This window comes from Burkholderia sp. PAMC 26561, from assembly GCF_001557535.2.
Lineage (GTDB): Bacteria > Pseudomonadota > Gammaproteobacteria > Burkholderiales > Burkholderiaceae > Caballeronia.
This window is the reverse complement of the sequence record NZ_CP014309.1, coordinates 660,829-681,957: the sequence shown is the minus strand read 5'-3', so window position 1 is coordinate 681,957 and position 21,129 is coordinate 660,829. Positions and strand designations below refer to the sequence as shown.

Sequence of the window (21,129 nt, the reverse complement as noted above, 5' to 3'; positions counted from 1 at the left end):
GGCCGTGCCGTGACTTATGACGTCTTTTTCACTCCGCTTCGATTGGGAGCACTCCAGCTCCCAAATCGAATCGTCATGCCGCCCCTGACAAGGATGAGAGCCGATGCGTACGGCACACCCCAGGCAATTAGTGCGACGTATTACGCCCAGCGAGCGGCAGCGGGTTTGATTATCACTGAGGCGACAGCGATCATCCGCCAAGGCCACGGGTATCCGCAAATGCCCGGCATTTACACGCCTTCGCAAATAGCGAGCTGGCGCGACGTGACCGATGCCGTGCACGCAGAAGGCGGCCGTATCGCGCTGCAGATTGTCCATCACGGACGTTGGTCGCATTCTTCATATAACGCAGATGGCAGCCTGCCTGTAGCACCGTCAGCGATTGCCGCGCCTGGAATGGCTTACACGCCACAGTTCCAGCAGGTACCGTATGAAACGCCTCGGGCACTTGAATTCGCCGAACTTGCGAACGTCACGGCAACGTTCAGGCGAGCTGCAATCAATGCAGTCGAGGCAGGATTCGACGCCGTCGAAGTACATGGTGCCAATGGGTTTCTGCTCGACCAGTTTCTGCAGGACGGTAGCAACCGCCGTACGGACAGCTATGGTGGCTCAGTTGAAAACCGCGCTCGTCTGCTGCTGGAAGTGGTCGACAGCATTTCAAGCGAGATCGGTTCAAACCGCGTTGGCGTAAGACTGTCGCCACATGGCAATCTTGGAGGGCTAAGCGACAGCGCCACTGTTCCTCACTTCAGTTATGTGATCGGCGAACTCAGCAGGCGCTCTATTGCTTATCTTCATTTGATTGAGCCACGCGCGTCTTCGGCCGGATTGGGAGACGATGCAAGCGTGGACAGCGCAAATAACGCTGCGTTATTTCGTCATCTATTTGCCGGACCGGTGATCACCGCTGGCGGATATACGGCGGAGACTGGCGCCACGGTTTTGACTGATGGTCTTGCCGACGCAGTCGCGTTTGGGCGGATGTTCATCTCCAACCCTGATCTTCCTGAGCGCATTCGTCGTCAGGTCCGACTTAACACGTTCGATCGGGCAACAGCGTACGGTGGGAGCGCTGTGGGCTATACCGACTATCCAAGTATGACCGACTAGGGAACGGCAGTCTGAGACTTTGCAATTTAAAGTGTCGCTCGTTTCGGCAGCATAGTCCTCGCTCCATACGCGAAGACGTCGAAATCGACTAACTATTCTCCCGGGTACAGAAAACTTATCCATCTAAAGTAGCAACTAGCTCGGTACTTTCGGCTCACAAGCGTGTAGTCTCGTTCCACTGAGGGATCCTTAAATATGAACGATCATGCTACTAAAGAAGCAAATGCGCTAGCCATCGTAAAAGCCTTCTATCAGGGTGCGGCGGAGGGGAGAATTATAGATTTCGAGAAATTGTTGGATGATGATTTCAGGTTATTCGTTCCTGATTATCTTCCGTGGGGCGGTCAATACGACAAAGCAGGGTATGTGTCGATTCTTCCCAAAGTAGCGGCGATACTTGACTTCACCAGATTGTCGTATGAAAGCTTAACTGTCCAAGGTGAGCACGTCGTAGCGTTAATACGAATTGCTGTGCAGGGCACTGACGAATCAATACTAATCTCCGAACACTGGGATTGTGCTCAAGGCAAGGCAACACGGCTTTTGGTTGCCTATTATGATCCAAAAGTCCTGCTGGATAGGGTCGTGTAACGCTGGGAAGTACCTACATCCAAGGAGCTTCAATGACCGCACAAGACTTCTCTTCTCGTGACGATGTCGTTAATCACAACGTTTATGCCTCGGTGAGACGGAGAGACGGTCTCCCGCAGGAACTCTTTGCAAATTATTGGCGCGATGTTCACGCAACGCTTTGTTCGCGCTTGCCGGGACTCAACTTTTACGTCCAGCAGCACTTTGATAGAAATCACTACGCAAATTTTTGGCCCATGGCAGAAGGCGTCCGCCGGATCAATGCGATACTTGATGGTTCAGCTGAACTAGGTTTTGCGAACCTCGAGCAACAAGCTATCTTCGCTGAGGCGGGGACCATTCTTTACCACGACGAGGCTAATTTTATTGGTGAAGCGGTTGCCTACAATTTGCGTAGTGGGTCGCTCACGCTCATTGACAAAGATGAGAATGCTTCTCGTAATGGTGCCGACCCGTTTCATCGTATCCACTTGTATATGAGTCGCAAACGAGGCAAGGACACAACAGCGTGGCTTACGGAAACGAGCACGGCTCTATCGCAACATGACTCGGTTATCAAGTGGAAGCTGCATCTCTTGGATCCGTACGACAACAACAGGCCCGCGCCCCCGTCTCCGAATGTTGAGCACTATGTGGAAGAGGACCGATTGAATCTAGCGGTTGCAGAAATCGCATTTTCTAGCCCCTTAGCGGCACAATCGCTTTTCTCCTCTCGAATATTCAAAGAAGTGCATGCCCCGCAGGCACAACATGTTGGTGCGATTGGCGTGTATCTCGTAAAAGGGTTCTATACGTTCGTTCGTGACGGTTGTCCAACCTTAGCCGGGCTTCGCGGGAGTCGAGTTGCAGAGCTGATCACCGAATTAGGCGCAACGAACCAGCTCGATGAAAAGGTGATGGCGCGATTCGCTTCTCGTTAGCGCTTACTCTTTGTGTTTGTTGAAGGTAAGCGGCTCGGCTGGGCCGTGTCCTCACGCGCGCGCGAGTGAGGCATGATGCTGATGGCGTGTTGGGGTCCGTGTAGATCAAGGGAGATCGTGTCCACGATCGGCGATCGTGGGCACGATCCATCCAAATCTATCCAGATCTACCCGATTGAGAGTGTGGCGGGGTGAGGGGTTTTAGTTTGTCAGCCACATTCCAAGGCAGCAATTCGTCGATGCGAGAGATCTTGTGATTTGGCAGCAGTTCGCAGCTAAGCTCGCTCACTTGCTTGACCTGCGTGAGAAGCGAGATCCGGCAGCGAGCAGCCAGATCAAGAAAGCAAGTTACAGCCTCTCCAATGTGGTCACGTATCTCGAGAGCAAGCTTGAGTCGCTGATCGACTATCGCACGTGGCAACGTGTAGGACGGCGAATCTCTACCGGCTTCGTCGAGTCATCGATCAACCGAATAGTTGGCTGTCGAATGTGCAAGAGCCAGCATATGCGCTGGAGTCGCGTGGGAGCACACAGTGTCGTACAGCTGCGCGTCGCGCTGTTGAACCAAGAATTCCACGAACTCGCACGGCGACAGTTTCCGTGGATTGGACAGCGACGCGTTACGTGGCCCTGGCAGAGAACATCCCAGGGTTTTTAACGGCTTCCAACAACACCAGATGTGACGCCGATGCAAACCCCGTGGCGAGAGCAATGTCAGCCACCGGCACATTCGAATACACCAGCAGATCGTGCGCACGTTCGAGCCGCAACTGCACGTAATAACGTGCGGGCGTCGCGTTCAGATGGCGTAGGAAAAGCCGCTCGAGCTGGCGCGAGGTCATGGCTATATCGGTGCCGATCTGCGATATGGGCAATGGCTCGTCCACATGCGCGCGCATCAGTTCGATCGCGCGCCGGATGCCGCGCGGCAGGCTTTCGTGGTTCTGATCGCGCCAGCCGCGCTGTTCGTCGTCGCTGTCGCGGATGCGTTCGTGGTGGAACTGGTTCGCAACGCGGACCGCGAGTTCAGGACCGTGTTGTTCCGAAATCAACTGCAGCATCATGTCGATCGCAGCAATGCCGCCCGAGCACGTCATGCGGTCGCGATCGATCTCGTATATCTTCCCTGAGCACATCAAGCCGCGAAACTCTTCGGTGAAGGCGGAAAGATTTTCCCAATGGATGGTGCACTGGTATCCCTCGAGCAGGCCGGCGCGCGCAAGCAAATAACTTCCCGTCGATAACGAGCCGATCACCGCGCCCGTGCGAGCCGCCCGGCGCAGCGCACGCAGGTATTCCGGCTCGAGCGTGGGGTCGAGACGCAGGCCGCCGCAAACGAAGATGTACTGCGCGCGGGTCATGACATCGTCGAGCTTGTGCGCCTGTAATTCAATGCCATTCGATGCATGCACCGGATTGCCGTCGAGACTTGCGAGCGTCCAGCTATAGAGCGACTTGTTCATCAGCCGGTTCGCCGAGCGAAGCGGTTCTATGGCTGAAGAAAGACTCATCATGGAGAGGCCGTCTACCAGCAAGAACAAAAAGGCGCTTTCGGCATCGGATGAATCTGGCTTGTCGGCGGATGCGTCTGGGCGCGCGTGGGAAGTCTGTTTTGTCATCACACCTGGGCGTTGCTTAAAGGGCTTCGTCGGATTGCGCTGGCAGCCGGATGTGTCGCTCGATCATAGTCGAAGTCTACGCCGATGGCAGGCAAAAAAAGAGCCAAGGCACGTCTGCCCATGCCGCCACGCACGCTTATTTTGAGCGCGAAGCGCGGCGATGCCTGATCCATACGACGCCAGAAAAACACAACACTGATAGTGGTAAGAATCGTGCCCGCGACCGCGCAAATGGGCGTGAGCGCAGGGAAAAAGTCTCCGCTTTTATCGCGCGCAAAAGCTCATGCGCCGGCGTCGAGCATCAACCCGCAAAAGCCGGTGGCAACAGCCGGTTCAAGGCCGCTGGACCCAGTCGGCAGTTTGCCAGGCAAATCGGAAACCGGCTCGCGTTTAAATGGCGCTGCGGTTTCGCGCGGCTTATCGGTGGGATCTTCTGCAGGCATGGCGTAGTCGACGTGGCACAGAGTGCCAGTGTATTGCGATAAGGTCGTCTTCGCGCGTTCCACAATTGCACCGGCATTCGACCGGTAAGATTCAGGGCTTATATTATGGATTGCGCGACGCCATACGACCGGTCAATTCAAGAGCAAACGGTAGCCCAGACAACTACTGGCCTTAAGGTCTGAAGATGAACGAACCGCTTACCGCAAGCTTGGAAACACCTGACGCTGCAGACGCTGGTGAAGGAACGCTATAGCAACGCATGGTCGCTACAATCGATGCCGCCGACACGCAGGTCAGCGAGGTGCTTGGAACCTTGCCGAGCCATCGGTCATTGCGTAACTATTCGGACGAGCCTCTGCCTGCGGATATTCTCGAGACGATCATGGCTGCGGCCCAGTCGGCATCGGGTTCGTCGAATCTTCAGGTGTTCAGCGTAGTGGCCGTGCGCTATACGGAGCGCACGGCGCGCCCTGCTGGCTTTGCGGGCAAACAGAGGCATGTGGCGGCGGCGCCCTTGCTGACCGTGCTTATTGCCGACCTGTGCGGCTTCGGCGAATTTCTCATGCGACCAGCGTGAACGCCCTCGACCCGGATTACTATGAACGGCATTATCGCCTTGCGGAAAATGAGGCGGCACGACGGAGGTGGGACGACTAATCAGAAAGCAGTCGACGGATTTTGGGCGAGTTCGGCGAATTCGCGCCATGCAGCGAATCGCGCTGCGAGCTGCTCGCGATAAAGTGAAGCGCCCAGCAGATGCCGCTTGAGTGCGAAATGTTGCCGGATCGGTCCGAAACACGAGAGAAATTTCTGTGTGCGTTTAGGGTCGCGAAAGCCGCGCATGCGTCGCTCACGTTCGCGCGTGGGTTGGTGGCTGTTCTCGGCTCGGTTGTTCAGTCGGGCTGCAGCTTTGACGAAGACAGGCTTCACGTTAGCCAGTTCTAGGATCTCGGCTTTTGCCGCCGGATAGCTGCGTAACTGATCGGTGACGATTTTGCGCGGTGTCGGGCTCGAACGCGCACACGCTTGAAGAAGCGTTTGGCAGCGGCTTTATTACGCCGTTTTTGCAGCAGGATGTCGAGTTCGGCACCATGCTCGTCGACCGCACGCAACAGCAGGTACGGTTCGCCACGTAGCGCGACGAACATCTCGTCGGGTGCCACGTGCTACCCTTCTTGCGTCGCATCGCTTTCACTCGATGGGCAAAGCCCTTACCCAACTTGTCACACCAGCATCGGATGGTCTCGTATGTCACGATCACGCCGCGCTCGAAAAGCAGTTCCTCGATTTCGCGCAAGCTCACTGGAAGCGGAAATATTATCGAACAGCGCAGCTGATGAAACCAGCTGGGAAACGGTGACCGCGATAGAGCGATTTCGATTTCTTCACCGCGTCATCTTTTACGACCCGTCACGCAACCTGACAAGGCCATTAGCAGTCCAAGGGTGCGTTTTTGTGCGGGTCGCGTTTCGTATTGCAGCAATGGCACCGAATTGATGCGCAGTGAAGCTTGCATCTAGACCCTGCAGTCGGCCCTCGATCTGTGTTTGGTGGGGCGAATCAAAAGCTGTTTATGGGGAAATTGGCGTAGAGGTTGCACAGCTGTCTCAAATCCAGAGGAAATGTGGTTCTACGTCTCACTTGCGCCATATACGAAAATGGACAGGAATTGGATTGGAGTTTTGATTAACCGCTCGGGTCCATGAGGAACGCTAGCTTCGAAAGTCATAGTATCCCCGGGATGCAACACGTAGGTTTGCTGACCGTGGCGGTATTCGATGACGCCCTTAAGCATGTGTATGAATTCGATGCCCGGATGCTCGAAGACGGGGAAAGTTTCTGATTCGTCATCCATTGTTATTAGGAAAGGCTCAAAGTTTTTCCGCGGGCCTTGGTCGTACGCGAGCAAGTGATAGGTATGACCGCGTTTGGTGCCCTTACGGACCACTTCCATCCCTTCGCCTTTCTTAACAAGCTGTGCGCCACCTTCCGGTACATCGAATCTGCGAAAAAGCGTGGACATGGAAACACCGAGCGCATTTGCAATTCGACTAAGTACATCGAGACCCGTCGAGGTTTGAGCATTCTCGATTTTAGAGAGCATGCCGCGGCTGATGTTGGCTTGTTCGCAAACTTGCGCGATGGTCAGCCCGTGGCGCTGGCGAAGTTCGCGAATCGTCGTGCCGAGATAGCGCTCTAGCGAGTTCTTGTTGTCTTCGCCGTTTGGCATTGCTGGACCTCGTAGAAAGCCAAGAGAGTAGCAGATCGTAGATACGAGTCTGCCCGATAAGTTTCATGGAATGAAGTTTTGTTGCATGTTAATAATTTTTTGCTCATACTTCGAACCTGCTTGCCTAAGATGATTTTAGCGAGAGCTGGACGCTCTTCACTGGCCTCGAGCCGGAGTTCTCGCTCCTCAAGCGCTCGGTGACCGGCACGCTTGAACCGTGTGACCCGAGCGATACGCTCGCCAAGCCTTGTTACGACTATAAGGGGTTGTCGCGCACCCGCGCCTTCCTCGAAACGCTGACCGAATCGATGCGCGCGGTCGGGATCGACGTCTATCAGATCGATCACGAGGACGGGAATGGCCAGTTCGAAATCAACTACACGTACACCGACTGCCTGACATCATGCGATCACTTCGTGTTCTTCAAGATGGCGGCATCTGAGATCGCGAACGAGCTGGGTCTCATCTGTTCGTTCATGCCGAAGCCCTTCGCGAACCGTCCGGGTAACGGAATGCACATGCATATGTCGATAGGCGACGGAGAACGCAATCTGTTCGCCGACAAGAGCGACAAGCTTGGCATGGGCCTATCCACATTGGGTTACCAGTTCACAGCGGGTTTGCTTGCGCATGCGCCCGCGCTCGCCGCGCTGTGCAACCCGACGGTCAACTCTTACAAGCGCCTTGTGGACCATGGATCTTTACAAGGATATTGGTTCACCCGCACAAGTGGCCGCGCGATATGACTTCGCCGGCCTCAAGGGCACGCATCTGGTCGGCCATACGCGCATGGCGACGGAATCGGCCGTCACGCCGGATCGCGCCCATCCGTTTACGGCGGGTGACGACTTCTGCTTGGTGCACAACGGCTCGCTTTCCAACGCGCATGGCGTGCGGCGCAAGCTGGAACCACAAGGCATTCACTTCGATACCGACAACGATACCGAAGCCGCTTGTCGCTTTCTCGAATGGCGCCTGCGCGAGGGCGACACATTACCGGTTTCATTGCAGAAAGGCTTCGAGGAGCTCGACGGTTTCTATACATTTTTGATGGGCACCGCTAGCGAGCTCGCGCTGATCCGCGATCCGTTCGCGTGCAAGCCCGCGGTGGTTGCGGAAAACGACGACTACGTCGCGATCGCGTCTGAATTCCGGTCGCTCGCGCATTTGCCGGATATCAAGAACGCCAGGGTCTTCGAACCCGCACCCGAGGAGATGTACGTATGGAAAGCCTGAGTTTCGACCTGGGGCGCTCGACAGTACGGGAATTGAACCAGTTTCTGCATCAGCCGGCGAACGAGCTGGCCGGGCAGGTCGTCTCCGTGCTTGCCCCGAATGGCGCGCACAACCTCGCGGTGGGCGTCGATGCGCCCGTCAAGGTAACCATTGCCGGACATGCCGGTTATTACGCGGGCGGCATGAACCAGCATGCCACCATTGAAATCGATGGAAGCGCGGGCACCGGCGTCGCTGAAAACATGATGAGCGGCCGCGTGCATGTGAAGGGGTTTGCGTCGAACGGGGCGGGCGCGTCGGCGCATGGGGGGCTGCTCGTGATCGATGGCGACGCGGGGCTGCGCTGTGGAATCTCACTGAAAGGTGGCGACATCGTGGTCGGCGGCTCGGTAGGCAGTTTCTCGGCGTTCATGGCGCAGGCGGGCCGCATGGTGATCTGCGGCGATGCAGGCGACGCGTTAGGCGACTCGCTGTATGAAGCGGTTCTCTATGTGCGAGGTCACGTGAAATCCCTCGGCGCGGACGCCCAGTACGAACCAATGACAACTCCCGATCTTGAGGCGGTGCGCGAACTTCTCGATGCGGCCGGCATGGACCATGATCCGGCGTCGTTCAAACGGATCGCGTCGGCCCGCACGCTCTACCACTGGAACGCCGAAGCGAACCAGGAATATTGAACACACGCTCTCTGAGAAGGTCTCCATGGAAGCAAAATCGGTTCATTTCGCCCGCTTGCAGCAGGAAGAGTCGCAAGGCTACGACCGCAAGGCGATCGACTACATCCACTCGGCCGCGCAACGCGGGCTGTATGAAATTCGCGGTTTGGGCGCGAAGCGCCGCGTACCGCATTTCGACGACCTGCTTTTTCTGGGAGCATCGTTGTCGCGCTATCCGCTCGAAGGGTACCGCGAGAAATGCACGACGCGGACCGTGCTCGGTACTCGGTTCGCAACGAAACCGGTCGTGCTCGACATTCCCATCACGATTGCGGGCATGAGCTTCGGCGCGCTGTCGGCGAACGTCAAGGAGGCGCTCGGCCGGGCCGCCACAGCGATGGGCACCTCGACCACTACGGGCGACGGCGGCATGACACAGGAAGAGCGGCGTTCGTCGAAGACGCTGGTCTATCAGTGCCTGCCATCGCGTTATGGCTTCAATCCGGACGATGTGCGCCGTGCCGACGCCATCGAAATAGTGATCGGCCAGGGTGCAAAGCCGGGCGGCGGCGGCATGCTGCTCGGCCAGAAGATCAATCCGCGCGTGGCGTCAATGCGCACGCTGCCGGCAGGCGTCGACCAGCGTTCGGCGAGTCGCCATCCGGATTGGACCGGCCCCGACGACCTGGCGATCAAGATCCAGGAACTCAGAGAAATCACCGATTGGGAAAAGCCGATTTACGTGAAGGTCGGCGCGACGCGCGTGTTCAACGACGTCAAGCTTGCGATACACGCGGGCGCCGATGTCGTCGTGGTTGACGGAATGCAGGGCGGCACGGCGGCGACGCAAACCTGCTTTATCGAAAACGTGGGGATTCCGACGCTCGCGGCGGTGCGTCAGGCGGTGGACGCGCTCGAAGAACTCAACATGAAAGGCCAAGTGCAGTTGATCGTGTCGGGAGGCATCCGGACGGGCGCCGATGTCGCCAAAGCAATCGCGATGGGTGCGGATGCGGTGGCGATCGGGCAGGGCATGCTGATGGCGCTGGGCTGTAACAGCGACACCTATTTCCAGGACGGCGCGCTTCATTCGGCGGCGGCAGACTACGCCGCCCTGAACACGTCGCCGGGATTTTGCCATCACTGTCATACGGGCAAGTGCCCAGTCGGCGTGACCACACAAGACGCGTCGCTGGAGCAACGCCTGCAGCCGGACGAAGGGTCGCGCCGCGCACGTAATTACCTGAAGACGCTGAACATGGAACTCGCCACGATAGCCCGCGCCTGCGGCAAGCAAAACGTCCATCACCTCGAACCCGAAGATCTTGTCGCGTTGACTGTCGAGGCTGCGGCCATGGCGCGTATTCCGCTCGCGGGCACATCGTGGATACCGGGCTGGAAAGAGTAAGTCGAGTTGTCTCAGGAGATCTTACGGTTCTGCAAAGTTGAACGCCTTCCAATTTGATCCACCCATTCATCTGAGGCCCACCATGAGCAATCCGCAAAGCAGCACGCCCGCAGTGCCGGCATCTTCCGACGGCTTGCGTCCCGGCACATTGGGCTTTACCGAGGTTATCGGTCAATCCATCGCGAACCTGTCTCCGACCTTTACGCCGTCGATCAACGTGACCGCGATTGCAGCACTGGCGGGTGCGGGCACCTGGTTGATCTACGGCCTGTCAACCATCGGGCTGTTGCTGGTCAGCATGAGCATCATTGCGCTGTCAAGCCGGATCGCGACGGCGGGGTCGTTCTTCATTTACATCGCTCGCGCGCTCGGGCCGATGGCGGGCGGTATTGCGGGGTGGGGGCTGATTGCAGCCTACGTGGGAACCGCGATGGGGGTCGGCGCTGCCGGCGTGGTGTTCGTGCAGAATGCATTCGTGGCATGGGGCATCAATGTCCCATCGTGGGCGATTTACACGGTCTTCGTGGGCTTGGCCTGGTTCTTCTCCGCACGCGATGTAAAGCTTTCCTCGCGGTTATCGCTCGGGATCGAAGCGGCTTCCGTGGTGATCGTGGGCGGTGTGCTGATCTACGTGCTGGCGTTGCATCCGGAACATATCGTCGATCCCACGCAGCTGAAGCTGCAAGGGGTAAGCGGCAAAGGCATGGCGCAGGGAATGGTGCTGGGCATCTTCTCTTACGTCGGGTTTGAAAGCGCGGCCTCTCTTGGCCAGGAGACGAAGAACCCGTTGCGCGTCATTCCGCGCGCTGTCGTCTGGAGCCTGATATTGTCGGGGCTCTTCTTTATGTTCGTGGCGTATTCAATGACGATTGCCTATCATGATGACGCGACCAAACTTGGCGGTGATTCGGCCGTGCTCAACACTTTGCTCACGAGCGTCGGTGCGTCGTCACTGGGCCCGGTGTTTTATCTGATCGCTTCGGTCAGCGCGTTTTCGTGCGTGCTTGCGTGCATCAACTCATCGAGCCGATTGTTGTATTCGATGGGACGTTACCAGTTCGTGCACCGTTCCATGGGCATGGTTCACCGGACGCACCGGACGCCTTACTTAGCTGTCGCGTTCTCGTCGGTCCTGACCTTGGTCGTCTGCATTGCGATGCTCGGCACTGGCCCACTCAATACTTTCGGCTATACCAGTACGTTCGCTACCTTTGGTTTTCTTGTGACGTATTTTCTCGTCGCAGTGTCAGCGCCGATCTATCTGAAGAAGCAGGGCGAACTGAAGTCGATCAATGTCGTGTGGGGCGTGCTCGGCGCGCTTGCAATGGTCGGTGCAGTGATCGGCAGCGTGTACCCGGTGCCCGATTATCCCTACAACATTTTGCCTTATCTATTCGTTGCTTATATGCTTGTCGGCGCTGTCTGGCTGATGGCACTCAAGAAGCGCTCACCCCAGGTGCTGCAGAAGATCGAGCACGATCTGGAAGTTAGCGACGTGATGACTCACGGCAAAAAATAGATGAACGAACTTTTTTTCCTGGATAGCTCACCTGCATTGTTCGCGAGCAAGGTGCCGACGTTCTCGGTGACCGATCCGCTAATCGAGGCGGAATGAGCATCCAAGAATACGACATCCGGGTTCAGCCTGAGCGCGGCGAGTGCGCCGCGCTCGAGATCGGTTGCGTTTCTTCCACGGCCCGCAGCGCCAAAGCGGATCACATCAACGCAGACTATGTTGGCGTAATGTCTGGTGACCTAGCCGCCCGGGCTGCGCGCGGCATCACGATTGCGTTGGCCGATGGCATTAGCGGCAGCAAGGGCGGCCGGGTCGCGTCCGAACTCGCCGTGCGAACATTCATTGATGCTTACTACGGGCTGCCGCACACGTTACAGCCGGACGTGGCAGCAGGGCGTGCGCTTGAAGCAATACACGGTTGGCTGCATCATATCGGGCGTGTCGATCCCGAATTGAACCAGATGGCCGCTTGCTTCGCGGCGCTGATCGTGCGCCGAGCGACCGCTTATCTCGTCGCGGCGGGCGATGTACGGCTCTATCTGCTCCGAGATAGGCAACTCACCCAGCTAGGCGACGACGATGTGGTGCCGGTCGCCTTCGGCGCTTACGTGGCGCATGCGGTCGGCATGCATCCAGCGCTGGTAACGCGAATCGAGGCCATGGAGTTGCGAAAAGCGGACCGTCTGTTGCTGTGTTCCGACGGGCTGTATCGGCGCGTTCCGGTGCGTGAGTTGCAGGCGGTGCTGGCGGCAGGAGGCGCTGCTCTTGACACCGCGCGTCGGCTTAATGCGCTGGCGGTCGCCCGCGGCACGAAGGACGATGTGACCAGCGCAGTGATCGATGTCGGCAGTCTGCCTTTGCTCGATTTAGGCTACCTGGAGCGAGTGGTCGGCGCTTTACCCATTTTGGCTGTTCCAGATGCAGGAGATGTCGTCGACGGATACCTGCTGAAGAGCGTCCTGAACGACGGCTTTTATTCGCGGATTTTTACCGGCTACGATCTGGTTGATCCAGACACCGCGCTTGCATTGAAGTTTCCCAAGCCCCGTGTCGAGCAGGACGACAATGTACGCCAGTCGATCGTGCGCGAGCGCTGGCTGGCCGGCAAGATTGGCGATGAAGGTGTCCTCGCGCCGATACCCGTCGATCCCGCCCGGCAGACCCGGCTCTACGTAGTCATGCCGCTCGGCAAGGGTGTCACTCTCGAAAAACTGTTGGCAACACCGCCGCCTATTGCCCTGAACCGTGCGCTCGCGATCGCGCGAAATTTGGGCCGTTCAATCCACGCGCTGAATCGCCGCGAGATCTTTCATCGTGATATCAAGCCCGAGAACGTGCTTATCATCAAGGGCGATGCGACGCGCCTGCTCGATCTGGGATTCGGACATATGCCGGGCATGGGTGTACCTGAACCCGACGCTGCACCCGGGTCGCCTGCCTATATGGCGCCGGAGTTGATGAGAGGCGCAAAAGGGGATGCACGATCCGAAGTTTTCGCGTTCGGTGTAACGCTTTACCGCCTGTTCAGCGGCGGCCAGCTGCCCTATGGTTTCAATGGTCGCGTGCCGCTTTACCAGTACAGACCCGACGCGCCGGAATGGCTCGATCTGATCCTTGAAAAAACGATGCAGCCTGACCCTTCTCGCCGATATCAAGACGTGCTTGAAGTCTGCGCCGATCTCGAACGGTTTTCTAACGGGCGTGACACCTTGACGCCTGTTCGTCGCAAGTCCTTGCTCGAGAGAAATCCGGTGCTGTTCTGGCAGTTACTTGCGCTGCTATTGCTCGCGTTGGCAATGGGGTCGTTGATGCGACATTGAACACCATGATTTGGAACCAATGCTATGGACATCAATGCTGAAATCGCAAGAGCGGAAGCCAAGTGATTTGGAACATCGATGAGAGGTCTAAAGGCAAGAAGTATTGTCGACAAACCCTGTTTGGGACGAGAGGATGCCGCTTGGGCACAAACATCGAAGTTTCAAGTAATGACATTGCGGAGCTGACGCCGGGCGCTGAGAAAACCTAGAGCCGATATTATAAGCGGCTAGACCCTGTGATGTATGGAAGAGGGCGCTTTCGGCAATAGCCGAAAAGTGTCCAATTTTGCAGGTCAGTCCAGCCTGCGCCTTTTTCAGCCATTGACGGCAAGCATGTAAAAGAAGCGCAGGCCCTGCACAGTCAGGCGTACTTGATCGAGCCCGCCTCATGAAGTGAATCAGCAGGCCCTTGATGCTGATGGCTGTCCAGTTTTAATCGCGAAGATCCGCGATATACCGAAGTCGAATTTGGTCAGCAATAACGGCTGCGATAAGGATTGCTCCAATTACGACGGTCTGCAAGTAGGAATCGATACGTCCGAGGTTCATGCCGTTTTGTACCAAGTTGATAAAAATGGCGCCTAAGATCACGTTCTCAACCTTTCCGATCCCCCCTCTTAAACTCACGCCAGCAATAACGCATGCAGCGATGGACTCCAGGGGCATCGTGGTGCCAATGTTAGCTTCTCCCGAATCCAAGCGTGCGGTGAGCAGGACCCCAGCGACCCCCGAAAGTCCAGCAGACAGCACAAAAACAAGGAATTGCGATTGGCGTGTATTGATGCCAGATAGTAGCGCAGCCCTCTCGTTGCCGCCAACCGCGTAGAACGCGCGTCCGACCCGCGTCCAGTTTATAAGTAGATAGGAAGCGCCAATGAGCAGAATTGTGATCCAAATCGGGAAGGGAATACCAAGGAACGAACCGAAGCCGACGACCGAGCCAAATTTGGGTGGCATCCCATAGATTGGCGTACCACCGGTTAGAAAAAGTGCAATCCCAAAACCCATTGAAGATACGCCAAGCGTCATGATAAACGGCGACACGCCAAAGAACGCGACGCCGAAACCGTTGACGACTCCGACGAGGACACCGGAAAGGAAACCCGCCAGGCAGCCAACCATGATGACTAATGGGATCATGTTAGGCCATACGGTCGCCAAGAACGACATCGTCAATGCTGAAACTACCGACGTTAGGGCAAGGATTGTTCCAACGGAGAGATCGAACCCACCGGCGAGAAGGACCATCATCTGACCAAGGGAGACAATAATAAGGAATGCAGATTGGCGGATTACGTTAGTAAGATTCTCAAGCGTGAGGAAGTTCGCGGACATTGAAGTAAAAATTGCTACCGCAACCACTAGCAGGATTGGAAGCACGCCAAGCTTAACAAATATTCGCTTGAGTTTTTGCGAAAGCACGTCGGTGCGCTGCTTATCAAGAATGACGAAGTCCACACCAATATTGAGCTGCCGCTGAGCAGCATCGAAGTCAACACTTCGAACATACCAAAGAGCCGTGATACCGAGGGCGGATTCAAACAATTGATTCGTCATAGCTGGTTGGTTTTACAAGGGTGATTCTCGCATTCTGCCGCAATCACCCATGACCCATCTTACTGGGTGGGGCGCGCCTCAAGGGCTCGCTACGCCGGGCTCACGCCCGCCCTTGACCCGCCAAACCCACTATATGAACGGCCTCCTTTGCGCTTGGATTTCGTGTGCTTTGACGGACAGGATAGGCTGCGCCTCTATATTCGTACATGGACTCCCGCCTATGAGCAAGATCGGTTTGCATTTTGAGGGTCACGACTGCGTCCGTACATTCGGCTTCTGATGTGCTTACTGCCGCACGAGCCATCATGGAAATCTGCGCGCTTGCTCCTCATCGGCCTTCTGGCTTCGTACTGCAGCCGTCGGATATATCAGGATCTGCAAGCGCCGGTCCGACCGGTTCGCCATGCTTGCCGCTTCTTGCGCAATCGCGGAAGAAATGAAACAGTACTCGATATCTGAAGCCTGCTATGCAGCCCTGAAACAGCCGTTGCCCGTCAATATGGCCCAAGCGATGCGCGCCGTCTTGTTCGCCAGGGCGATCGCCGCGATGCTCACGTGACGGCGTTGCATAACGGATTTGATCCACTGGCTGTGACTGTCATTGCGCCGACTCACGAAGTGCATTACCGCGCGGGCACCCTGTACAAGCAAAGTTCTTAGATAAGTGTCGCCGCGCTTTGTGATACCGCCTAATCGCGTTTTGCCTCCACTCGATCTTTGCATCGGCGTTAGCCCCAGCCAGGCTGCGAACTGTCTCCCATTCTTGAACTGCGAGGGATCGCCCACACTGCTCACGAGCGCAGTCGCAATAACCGGCCCAATTCCCGGAACTGTAGCGAGCCGCTGGCAGGCCTCATTGCTTTTGAATATCTCCGCTATCTCGGTGGCAAGTTCGTCGAGCCATTGCTGCAATGCCTTCAGTTGCTCAAGGTACATTGATCCAAGCCGTCTTAGCAAAGTGGTGATGCCGGAATCGGGGTCGTTGACCAGCGCCATCACCCCCTTTTTTAACTGCGGAAGACCAATCGGGAAGATCACACCCTCTTCGGCAAACATGCTTCGGATCTGATTGGACTTGGCAGTACGCTCCAGGACCAGTCGTTGGCGCATGCGATGCACCGATTGCAGCGACTGCTGTTCCGCGCTTTTTATCGCGACAAAGTGGATGCCCGCACGAGTGACTGCTGCACAGATCGCAGCCGCGTCATTCGCATCGTTTTTGCCGCCGATGAGGAATGGCTTTACGTACTGCGTTGGTAGCAACCGGACCGTATGACCTAAGGCAGTCAATTCACGAGCCCAAAAATGCGATCCGTGGCAGGCCTCGATGCCAATCAGACCAGATTCGAGTTTTGCGAAGAACTTCAGCACGTCACTTCGGCGAAGCTTTCGCTGAATGACCACTTTCCCGTGGCGATCAACGCCGTGAATCTGAAACACGTTTTTTGCGATGTCTAGACCGATGGTAAGCGTAGGCATTGACGTTCTCCCAGGAGTTGGTGCGGTCAGTGTCGCCCCGGAGGGGGCGGGAGTCCATACCATCAACCTTGTTGCAGCCTGTTTAGCTGCGGGTCCCTATGAAAGCCGCTGACCCGCGCCTCATTCCACTCACGAGCTCAAGGCTCATGTGGGTTTTCAGGCTTAGCGGATCCCGGTCCAACCTGGTTCGTCATCACATTTGATAGCCAACGCAACCTTTCGATGAGGCATCCTGTCTTGTTGGTACTGCTTTAACAACACCAGCTATTCAAGCTGGCTTCACGCTCAGGTGATCTTTTCGGTAAGGGGTATCATGCGCCAATATTGCCCAGATCGTTCTCGCCATCTTGTTGGCGAGTGCGACTGTCACAACGTTCAATGGTCGCCGCTTTTTCATTTCTTCGATCCATCTACCAGGCTCCTTTGCGTGAAATAGCACACTGCGGGCGCCGTGAATTAGCAAGGTGCGCACATAGGTGTCCCCTCTTTTACTGATACCCAATAGCTGTACCTTGCCACCCGATCCGGTTTGCCCCGGAACCAGACCAAGCCACGCAGCAAACTCTCGTCCCGATTTGAAGGCTTTCGCGTCACCCATCGTTGCGACTGCAGCTGTCGCGGTCAGCAAGCCAACGCCTGGTATGGCAGATATTGCCTTGCACGCTTTATCCTCTTTCATCCACGCCTGCAGGCGTCGTTCAATTTCGACAATTTGCTTATCCAGAGTTATCAGCCCATTCCATTGTTCACGCAGCGTGTCGATCAGGATCGCAGGTAGCCTATCAACCAACCGTTCGAGCACGCTTGGTATCGCCTTGTCCAGCGCCGTGCGCCCCTGGCCCATCACTTCACCGTATTCAGTCAGCAAACCACGAAGGCTATTGATTTGCATCGTGCGGAATTTCACGAGTTGCTGTCTCATTCGGTGCAGCGCCAGAACAGCTTGCTGGGCTTCGGTCTTCACTGCAACTGCTTTGCTGGGCATTTGCGTTGCCATCCAGATAGCGCGCGCGTCGGCAGCGTCATTTTTGTTTCCAGTATTGAAAGCCTTGACGAATTTAGCAGGCATCAGCTTTACCTCGTGACCCATTTCGACGAGTCGCCGTGCCCAATGTTGCGCACCGCCGCAAGCTTCCATCCCAATCCGACACGGTAAGCGATTCGCGAAGTGTTCGAGAAACGCTGCGCGCTTGACCGGTTTGTTCACGATTTCACCGGTGTCAAGGTCGACCCAATGCAGCTGGATGACGTTCTTTGCGATGTCTACACCCACGATCGTATGTTGCATTTTGGACCCTCCGGTTTGTCTACGAAGATCTTCATGATCTCCCAATTTAGGCAGTTTGATGCCATTGGCCCGTGAGGCGCCTCGCGTGCGTCCTGACCGATGGGCGGAGGCCGTTCATATCATTCCACTACAAATTCAAAAGAGGCATATTTTCTTTGCAGAAGGACGGCTCGAGCATCCCACGAAGTCCGTATCCGAGACCAATGTTATTTATTAATTAGTATAACTAAGTAATCGATTAGCTGTGGAGGCTATCGAAGATGCTGCGTCAATACCAGTAATTTTTTGTGGCGTGATGCCCGTTCCTAAGTTGAATCCGACGCCATGCAGGAGGGAATGGCGCTTCGCAATCACCCTGTGAAGCATACGGCGAGGCGTCGAAGAGGAGGCTCCGTAATTCGCTTTCGTCAAATAGCCCTTTAGGGAAAACCCCCTGCGCACAAACGGAATTTAGCTCCAAAACCGCGAGTTGAATGATATGGACGCTCCCCACCTAACGTGGTGTTTGACGTTAATGGCACTGCCGCAACAGAAATGCAAAATAGGGTAGATCATATTAGCTTCGCCGGTTAATCAAAGGGGATCCGTCATGACACATACCGTCGTTGGTGTGGATATCGCAAAGAACGTGATGCAAGTTCACTGGGTTGATCCTCAGACGGGCGAGGTCGTGAATCGACCGATAAAGCGAGCCGCTTTTCTCGAATATTTTGCTAACCGCTCGCCTTGTCTGATAGGAATGGAGTCGTGCAGCGGGTCACAACATTGGGCGCGGCAACTGGTCCAGATGGGTCACCAGGTAAAGTTAATGCCTGCAAAGTTCGTGAAAGCGTTCAATATTGCAAACAAAAGCGATGCTGCCGACGCACGTGCCATATGGATGGCGACTCAGATGCAAAGCAAGCCTGTGGCAATAAAGACAGAGTCTCAACAAGCTGTCCTAGCATTGCATAGGATGCGTCAGCAGCTCATCAAATTTCGAACGATGCAGATCAATAGTCTGCGAGGCTTGCTCACCGAGTACGGCGAAGTCATTGGCACTGGCCGCGCTGCTTTAGAGAAAGGCATAATCGGAGTTTTCGCCCGACTATCAGATCGGTTGCCTGTGATGTTGATCGATACGCTTCGTGAGCAGTGGAACGGGGTTGATGAGATCGATCGGCAAGTCGCGCAGATTGAACGGCGTTTAAATGAATGGATGAAGAACAATGAGGCCGTCAAGGCGATTGCAGCCATCCCGGGCGTCGGATTGCTTAGCGCGACGGCGGCGGTTGCAACGATGGGCGACGCAGGAACGTTCAAGTCCGGCAGGGAGTTCGCGGCGTGGCTTGGTCTTGTTCCCGCGCAGAGCGGCTCCGGAGGCAAGGTAGCGTTACTCGGCATAAGTAAGCGAGGCGATACCTATCTCAGAACATTACTCGTGCATGGCGCTCGAAGCGTTATCTATCATGTCAAAGAGCCCGGGGCGTGGGTGGAACAGATGAAACTACGGCGTCCACTAAATGTCGTCATAGTAGCCATGGCAAACAAATTGGCTCGAATTATATGGGCAGTGCTCGCCCATCAAAAGCCTTATCAGAAAGGTCACAAGAGCGTTCGACCCATCTGACACCAAGTTTAAAGGCACGATGCTGTAGGAAAGGATGGAGTGTCCAAAGTTGCGGCGGTATTTGAGTGTAATGACAGAGCAGGTCGGACCTGGGATTCACCAAGCCTGAAAATTTGTCTGAGCCACTGAGCTCGTGAGTTGAATGAGGCGTGAATCCGCGGATTTCATAGGGGCCCGCAGCGAAGCAGGCTGCAATAAGGCTGATGGTATGGACTCCCGCCCCCTCCGGGGCGACACTGACCGCACCAACTCCTGGGAGAACGTCAATGCCTACGCTTACCATCGGTCTAGACATCGCAAAAAACGTGTTTCAGATTCACGGCGTTGATCGCCACGGGAAAGTGGTCATTCAGCGAAAGCTTCGCCGAAGTGACGTGCTGAAGTTCTTCGCAAAACTCGAATCTGGTCTGATTGGCATCGAGGCCTGCCACGGATCGCATTTTTGGGCTCGTGAATTGACTGCCTTAGGTCATACGGTCCGGTTGCTACCAACGCAGTACGTAAAGCCATTCCTCATCGGCGGCAAAAACGATGCGAATGACGCGGCTGCGATCTGTGCAGCAGTCACTCGTGCGGGCATCCACTTTGTCGCGATAAAAAGCGCGGAACAGCAGTCGCTGCAATCGGTGCATCGCATGCGCCAACGACTGGTCCTGGAGCGTACTGCCAAGTCCAATCAGATCCGAAGCATGTTTGCCGAAGAGGGTGTGATCTTCCCGATTGGTCTTCCGCAGTTAAAAAAGGGGGTGATGGCGCTGGTCAACGACCCCGATTCCGGCATCACCACTTTGCTAAGACGGCTTGGATCAATGTACCTTGAGCAACTGAAGGCATTGCAGCAATGGCTCGACGAACTTGCCACCGAGATAGCGGAGATATTCAAAAGCAATGAGGCCTGCCAGCGGCTCGCTACAGTTCCGGGAATTGGGCCGGTTATTGCGACTGCGCTCGTGAGCAGTGTGGGCGATCCCTCGCAGTTCAAGAATGGGAGACAGTTCGCAGCCTGGCTGGGGCTAACGCCGATGCAAAGATCGAGTGGAGGCAAAACGCGATTAGGCGGTATCACAAAGCGCGGCGACACTTATCTAAGAACTTTGCTTGTACAGGGTGCCCGCGCGGTAATGCACTTCGTGAGTCGGCGCAATGACAGTCACAGCCAGTGGATCAAATCCGTTATGCAACGCCGTCACGTGAGCATCGCGGCGATCGCCCTGGCGAACAAGACGGCGCGCATCGCTTGGGCCATATTGACGGGCAACGGCTGTTTCAGGGCTGCATAGCAGGCTTCAGATATCGAGTACTGTTTCATTTCTTCCGCGATTGCGCAAGAAGCGGCAAGCATGGCGAACCGGTCGGACCGGCGCTTGCAGATCCTGATATATCCGACGGCTGCAGTACGAAGCCAGAAGGCCGATGAGGAGCAAGCGCGCAGATTTCCATGATGGCTCGTGCGGCAGTAAGCACATCAGAAGCCGAATGTACGGACGCAGTCGTGACCCTCAAAATGCAAACCGATCTTGCTCATAGGCGGGAGTCCATGTATGAATGTAGAACTGCAGCCCATCCTGTCCGTCACGCACTGAAAGACCTGGCGCAAAGGGGGGCGTCCATGTAGACCGATTTATGCCCACTCGGGCCGACAT

General features: G+C 56.0%; 16 protein-coding genes and 4 pseudogenes. 13 read left to right on the top strand and 7 right to left on the bottom strand.

Annotated features, from left to right (window positions below):
• Window positions 1-75 precede the first annotated feature (75 nt).
• The 4 genes and pseudogenes from AXG89_RS29885 to AXG89_RS29870 form a co-directional block, all read left to right on the top strand.
• Complete coding sequence (locus tag AXG89_RS29885; protein ID WP_236873535.1) at window positions 76-1,113, top strand: alkene reductase; 1,038 nt, start codon at window positions 76-78, stop codon at window positions 1,111-1,113.
• 195 nt (window positions 1,114-1,308) lie between these two features.
• Window positions 1,309-1,704: a hypothetical protein gene (locus AXG89_RS29880; RefSeq protein WP_062172884.1), complete on the top strand. Its 396-nt coding sequence runs from the start codon at window positions 1,309-1,311 to the stop codon at window positions 1,702-1,704.
• Between the two features lie 32 nt (window positions 1,705-1,736).
• Window positions 1,737-2,624, top strand: a complete 888-nt coding sequence (locus AXG89_RS29875; RefSeq protein WP_062172885.1) for an EthD domain-containing protein — start codon at window positions 1,737-1,739, stop codon at window positions 2,622-2,624.
• A 259-nt stretch (window positions 2,625-2,883) separates the two neighbouring features.
• A pseudogene (locus AXG89_RS29870) lies at window positions 2,884-3,282 on the top strand (ISKra4-like element ISBusp5 family transposase); the annotation flags it as partial.
• Here AXG89_RS29870 and AXG89_RS29865 read toward each other — a convergent pair.
• Window positions 3,245-4,243 (bottom strand): GlxA family transcriptional regulator, encoded by a 999-nt coding sequence (locus tag AXG89_RS29865; RefSeq protein WP_062172887.1) that lies wholly within the window; start codon window positions 4,241-4,243, stop codon window positions 3,245-3,247. The pseudogene AXG89_RS29870 and the gene AXG89_RS29865 overlap by 38 nt on opposite strands.
• Before the next feature lie 281 nt (window positions 4,244-4,524).
• A complete protein-coding gene (locus tag AXG89_RS42460) occupies window positions 4,525-4,749 on the bottom strand; it encodes a hypothetical protein (RefSeq protein WP_062172889.1) in 225 nt (74 codons plus the stop codon).
• A gap of 197 nt (window positions 4,750-4,946) precedes the next feature.
• Here AXG89_RS42460 and AXG89_RS29860 point away from each other — a divergent pair, with 197 nt between their 5' ends.
• Window positions 4,947-5,264 carry a nitroreductase family protein gene (locus tag AXG89_RS29860; protein WP_062172891.1) on the top strand — a complete coding sequence of 106 codons (318 nt, stop codon included), beginning with the start codon at window positions 4,947-4,949 and terminating at the stop codon, window positions 5,262-5,264.
• Window positions 5,265-5,344: 80 nt separating this feature from the next.
• Here AXG89_RS29860 and AXG89_RS29855 read toward each other — a convergent pair.
• Window positions 5,345-5,835 (bottom strand): annotated as a pseudogene (locus tag AXG89_RS29855) (IS6 family transposase).
• Between the two features lie 482 nt (window positions 5,836-6,317).
• Window positions 6,318-6,917 (bottom strand): helix-turn-helix domain-containing protein, encoded by a 600-nt coding sequence (locus tag AXG89_RS29850; protein ID WP_062172894.1) that lies wholly within the window; start codon window positions 6,915-6,917, stop codon window positions 6,318-6,320.
• A 146-nt stretch (window positions 6,918-7,063) separates the two neighbouring features.
• On the opposite strand from AXG89_RS29850, the pseudogene AXG89_RS29845 reads away from it, so the two are divergent.
• The 6 genes and pseudogenes from AXG89_RS29845 to AXG89_RS29820 form a co-directional block, all read left to right on the top strand.
• A pseudogene (locus AXG89_RS29845) lies at window positions 7,064-7,627 on the top strand (type III glutamate--ammonia ligase); the annotation flags it as partial.
• Window positions 7,608-8,153 (top strand): annotated as a pseudogene (locus AXG89_RS29840) (class II glutamine amidotransferase); the annotation flags it as partial. The pseudogenes AXG89_RS29845 and AXG89_RS29840, both read left to right, overlap by 20 nt.
• On the top strand, window positions 8,141-8,830 hold the full coding sequence (locus AXG89_RS29835) for a protein glxC (protein ID WP_062174184.1): 690 nt from the start codon (window positions 8,141-8,143) through the stop codon (window positions 8,828-8,830). The pseudogene AXG89_RS29840 and the gene AXG89_RS29835, both read left to right, overlap by 13 nt.
• Window positions 8,831-8,855: 25 nt before the next feature.
• Complete coding sequence (locus AXG89_RS29830) at window positions 8,856-10,217, top strand: FMN-binding glutamate synthase family protein (RefSeq protein ID WP_062172896.1); 1,362 nt, start codon at window positions 8,856-8,858, stop codon at window positions 10,215-10,217.
• Between the two features lie 82 nt (window positions 10,218-10,299).
• On the top strand, window positions 10,300-11,736 hold the full coding sequence (locus tag AXG89_RS29825; RefSeq protein ID WP_062172898.1) for an APC family permease: 1,437 nt from the start codon (window positions 10,300-10,302) through the stop codon (window positions 11,734-11,736).
• A gap of 92 nt (window positions 11,737-11,828) precedes the next feature.
• Window positions 11,829-13,553, top strand: a complete 1,725-nt coding sequence (locus AXG89_RS29820) for a bifunctional protein-serine/threonine kinase/phosphatase (protein ID WP_062172900.1) — start codon at window positions 11,829-11,831, stop codon at window positions 13,551-13,553.
• 432 nt (window positions 13,554-13,985) lie between these two features.
• Here the strand turns inward: AXG89_RS29820 and AXG89_RS29815 are convergent, their stop codons facing one another.
• The 3 genes from AXG89_RS29815 to AXG89_RS29805 form a co-directional block, all read right to left on the bottom strand.
• Window positions 13,986-15,110, bottom strand: a complete 1,125-nt coding sequence (locus tag AXG89_RS29815) for an ABC transporter permease (protein WP_082771658.1) — start codon at window positions 15,108-15,110, stop codon at window positions 13,986-13,988.
• A 465-nt stretch (window positions 15,111-15,575) separates the two neighbouring features.
• Window positions 15,576-16,589 (bottom strand): IS110 family transposase, encoded by a 1,014-nt coding sequence (locus tag AXG89_RS29810; RefSeq protein ID WP_062172902.1) that lies wholly within the window; start codon window positions 16,587-16,589, stop codon window positions 15,576-15,578.
• A 268-nt stretch (window positions 16,590-16,857) separates the two neighbouring features.
• Window positions 16,858-17,877 carry an IS110 family transposase gene (locus AXG89_RS29805; RefSeq protein WP_062172904.1) on the bottom strand — a complete coding sequence of 340 codons (1,020 nt, stop codon included), beginning with the start codon at window positions 17,875-17,877 and terminating at the stop codon, window positions 16,858-16,860.
• A 589-nt stretch (window positions 17,878-18,466) separates the two neighbouring features.
• Here AXG89_RS29805 and AXG89_RS29800 point away from each other — a divergent pair.
• Window positions 18,467-19,486, top strand: coding sequence for an IS110 family transposase (locus tag AXG89_RS29800; protein ID WP_062172906.1), 1,020 nt, complete (start codon window positions 18,467-18,469; stop codon window positions 19,484-19,486).
• 266 nt (window positions 19,487-19,752) lie between these two features.
• On the top strand, window positions 19,753-20,766 hold the full coding sequence (locus AXG89_RS29795; protein ID WP_062172902.1) for an IS110 family transposase: 1,014 nt from the start codon (window positions 19,753-19,755) through the stop codon (window positions 20,764-20,766).
• The last annotated feature ends 363 nt before the right edge of the window (window positions 20,767-21,129 follow it).

Bases quoted from the DNA above. Each gene is read 5' to 3' on its own strand.
- AXG89_RS29885 (WP_236873535.1), top strand. From the start codon at position 76: ATGCCGCCCCTGACAAGGATGAGAGCCGATGCGTACGGCACACCCCAG.
- AXG89_RS29880 (WP_062172884.1), top strand. From the start codon at position 1,309: ATGAACGATCATGCTACTAAAGAAGCAAATGCGCTAGCCATCGTAAAA.
- AXG89_RS29875 (WP_062172885.1), top strand. From the start codon at position 1,737: ATGACCGCACAAGACTTCTCTTCTCGTGACGATGTCGTTAATCACAAC.
- AXG89_RS29865 (WP_062172887.1), bottom strand. From the start codon at position 4,243: ATGACAAAACAGACTTCCCACGCGCGCCCAGACGCATCCGCCGACAAG.
- AXG89_RS29860 (WP_062172891.1), top strand. From the start codon at position 4,947: ATGGTCGCTACAATCGATGCCGCCGACACGCAGGTCAGCGAGGTGCTT.
- AXG89_RS29850 (WP_062172894.1), bottom strand. From the start codon at position 6,917: ATGCCAAACGGCGAAGACAACAAGAACTCGCTAGAGCGCTATCTCGGC.
- AXG89_RS29835 (WP_062174184.1), top strand. From the start codon at position 8,141: ATGGAAAGCCTGAGTTTCGACCTGGGGCGCTCGACAGTACGGGAATTG.
- AXG89_RS29830 (WP_062172896.1), top strand. From the start codon at position 8,856: ATGGAAGCAAAATCGGTTCATTTCGCCCGCTTGCAGCAGGAAGAGTCG.
- AXG89_RS29825 (WP_062172898.1), top strand. From the start codon at position 10,300: ATGAGCAATCCGCAAAGCAGCACGCCCGCAGTGCCGGCATCTTCCGAC.
- AXG89_RS29820 (WP_062172900.1), top strand. From the start codon at position 11,829: ATGAGCATCCAAGAATACGACATCCGGGTTCAGCCTGAGCGCGGCGAG.
- AXG89_RS29815 (WP_082771658.1), bottom strand. From the start codon at position 15,110: ATGACGAATCAATTGTTTGAATCCGCCCTCGGTATCACGGCTCTTTGG.
- AXG89_RS29810 (WP_062172902.1), bottom strand. From the start codon at position 16,589: ATGCCTACGCTTACCATCGGTCTAGACATCGCAAAAAACGTGTTTCAG.
- AXG89_RS29805 (WP_062172904.1), bottom strand. From the start codon at position 17,877: ATGCAACATACGATCGTGGGTGTAGACATCGCAAAGAACGTCATCCAG.
- AXG89_RS29800 (WP_062172906.1), top strand. From the start codon at position 18,467: ATGACACATACCGTCGTTGGTGTGGATATCGCAAAGAACGTGATGCAA.
- AXG89_RS29795 (WP_062172902.1), top strand. From the start codon at position 19,753: ATGCCTACGCTTACCATCGGTCTAGACATCGCAAAAAACGTGTTTCAG.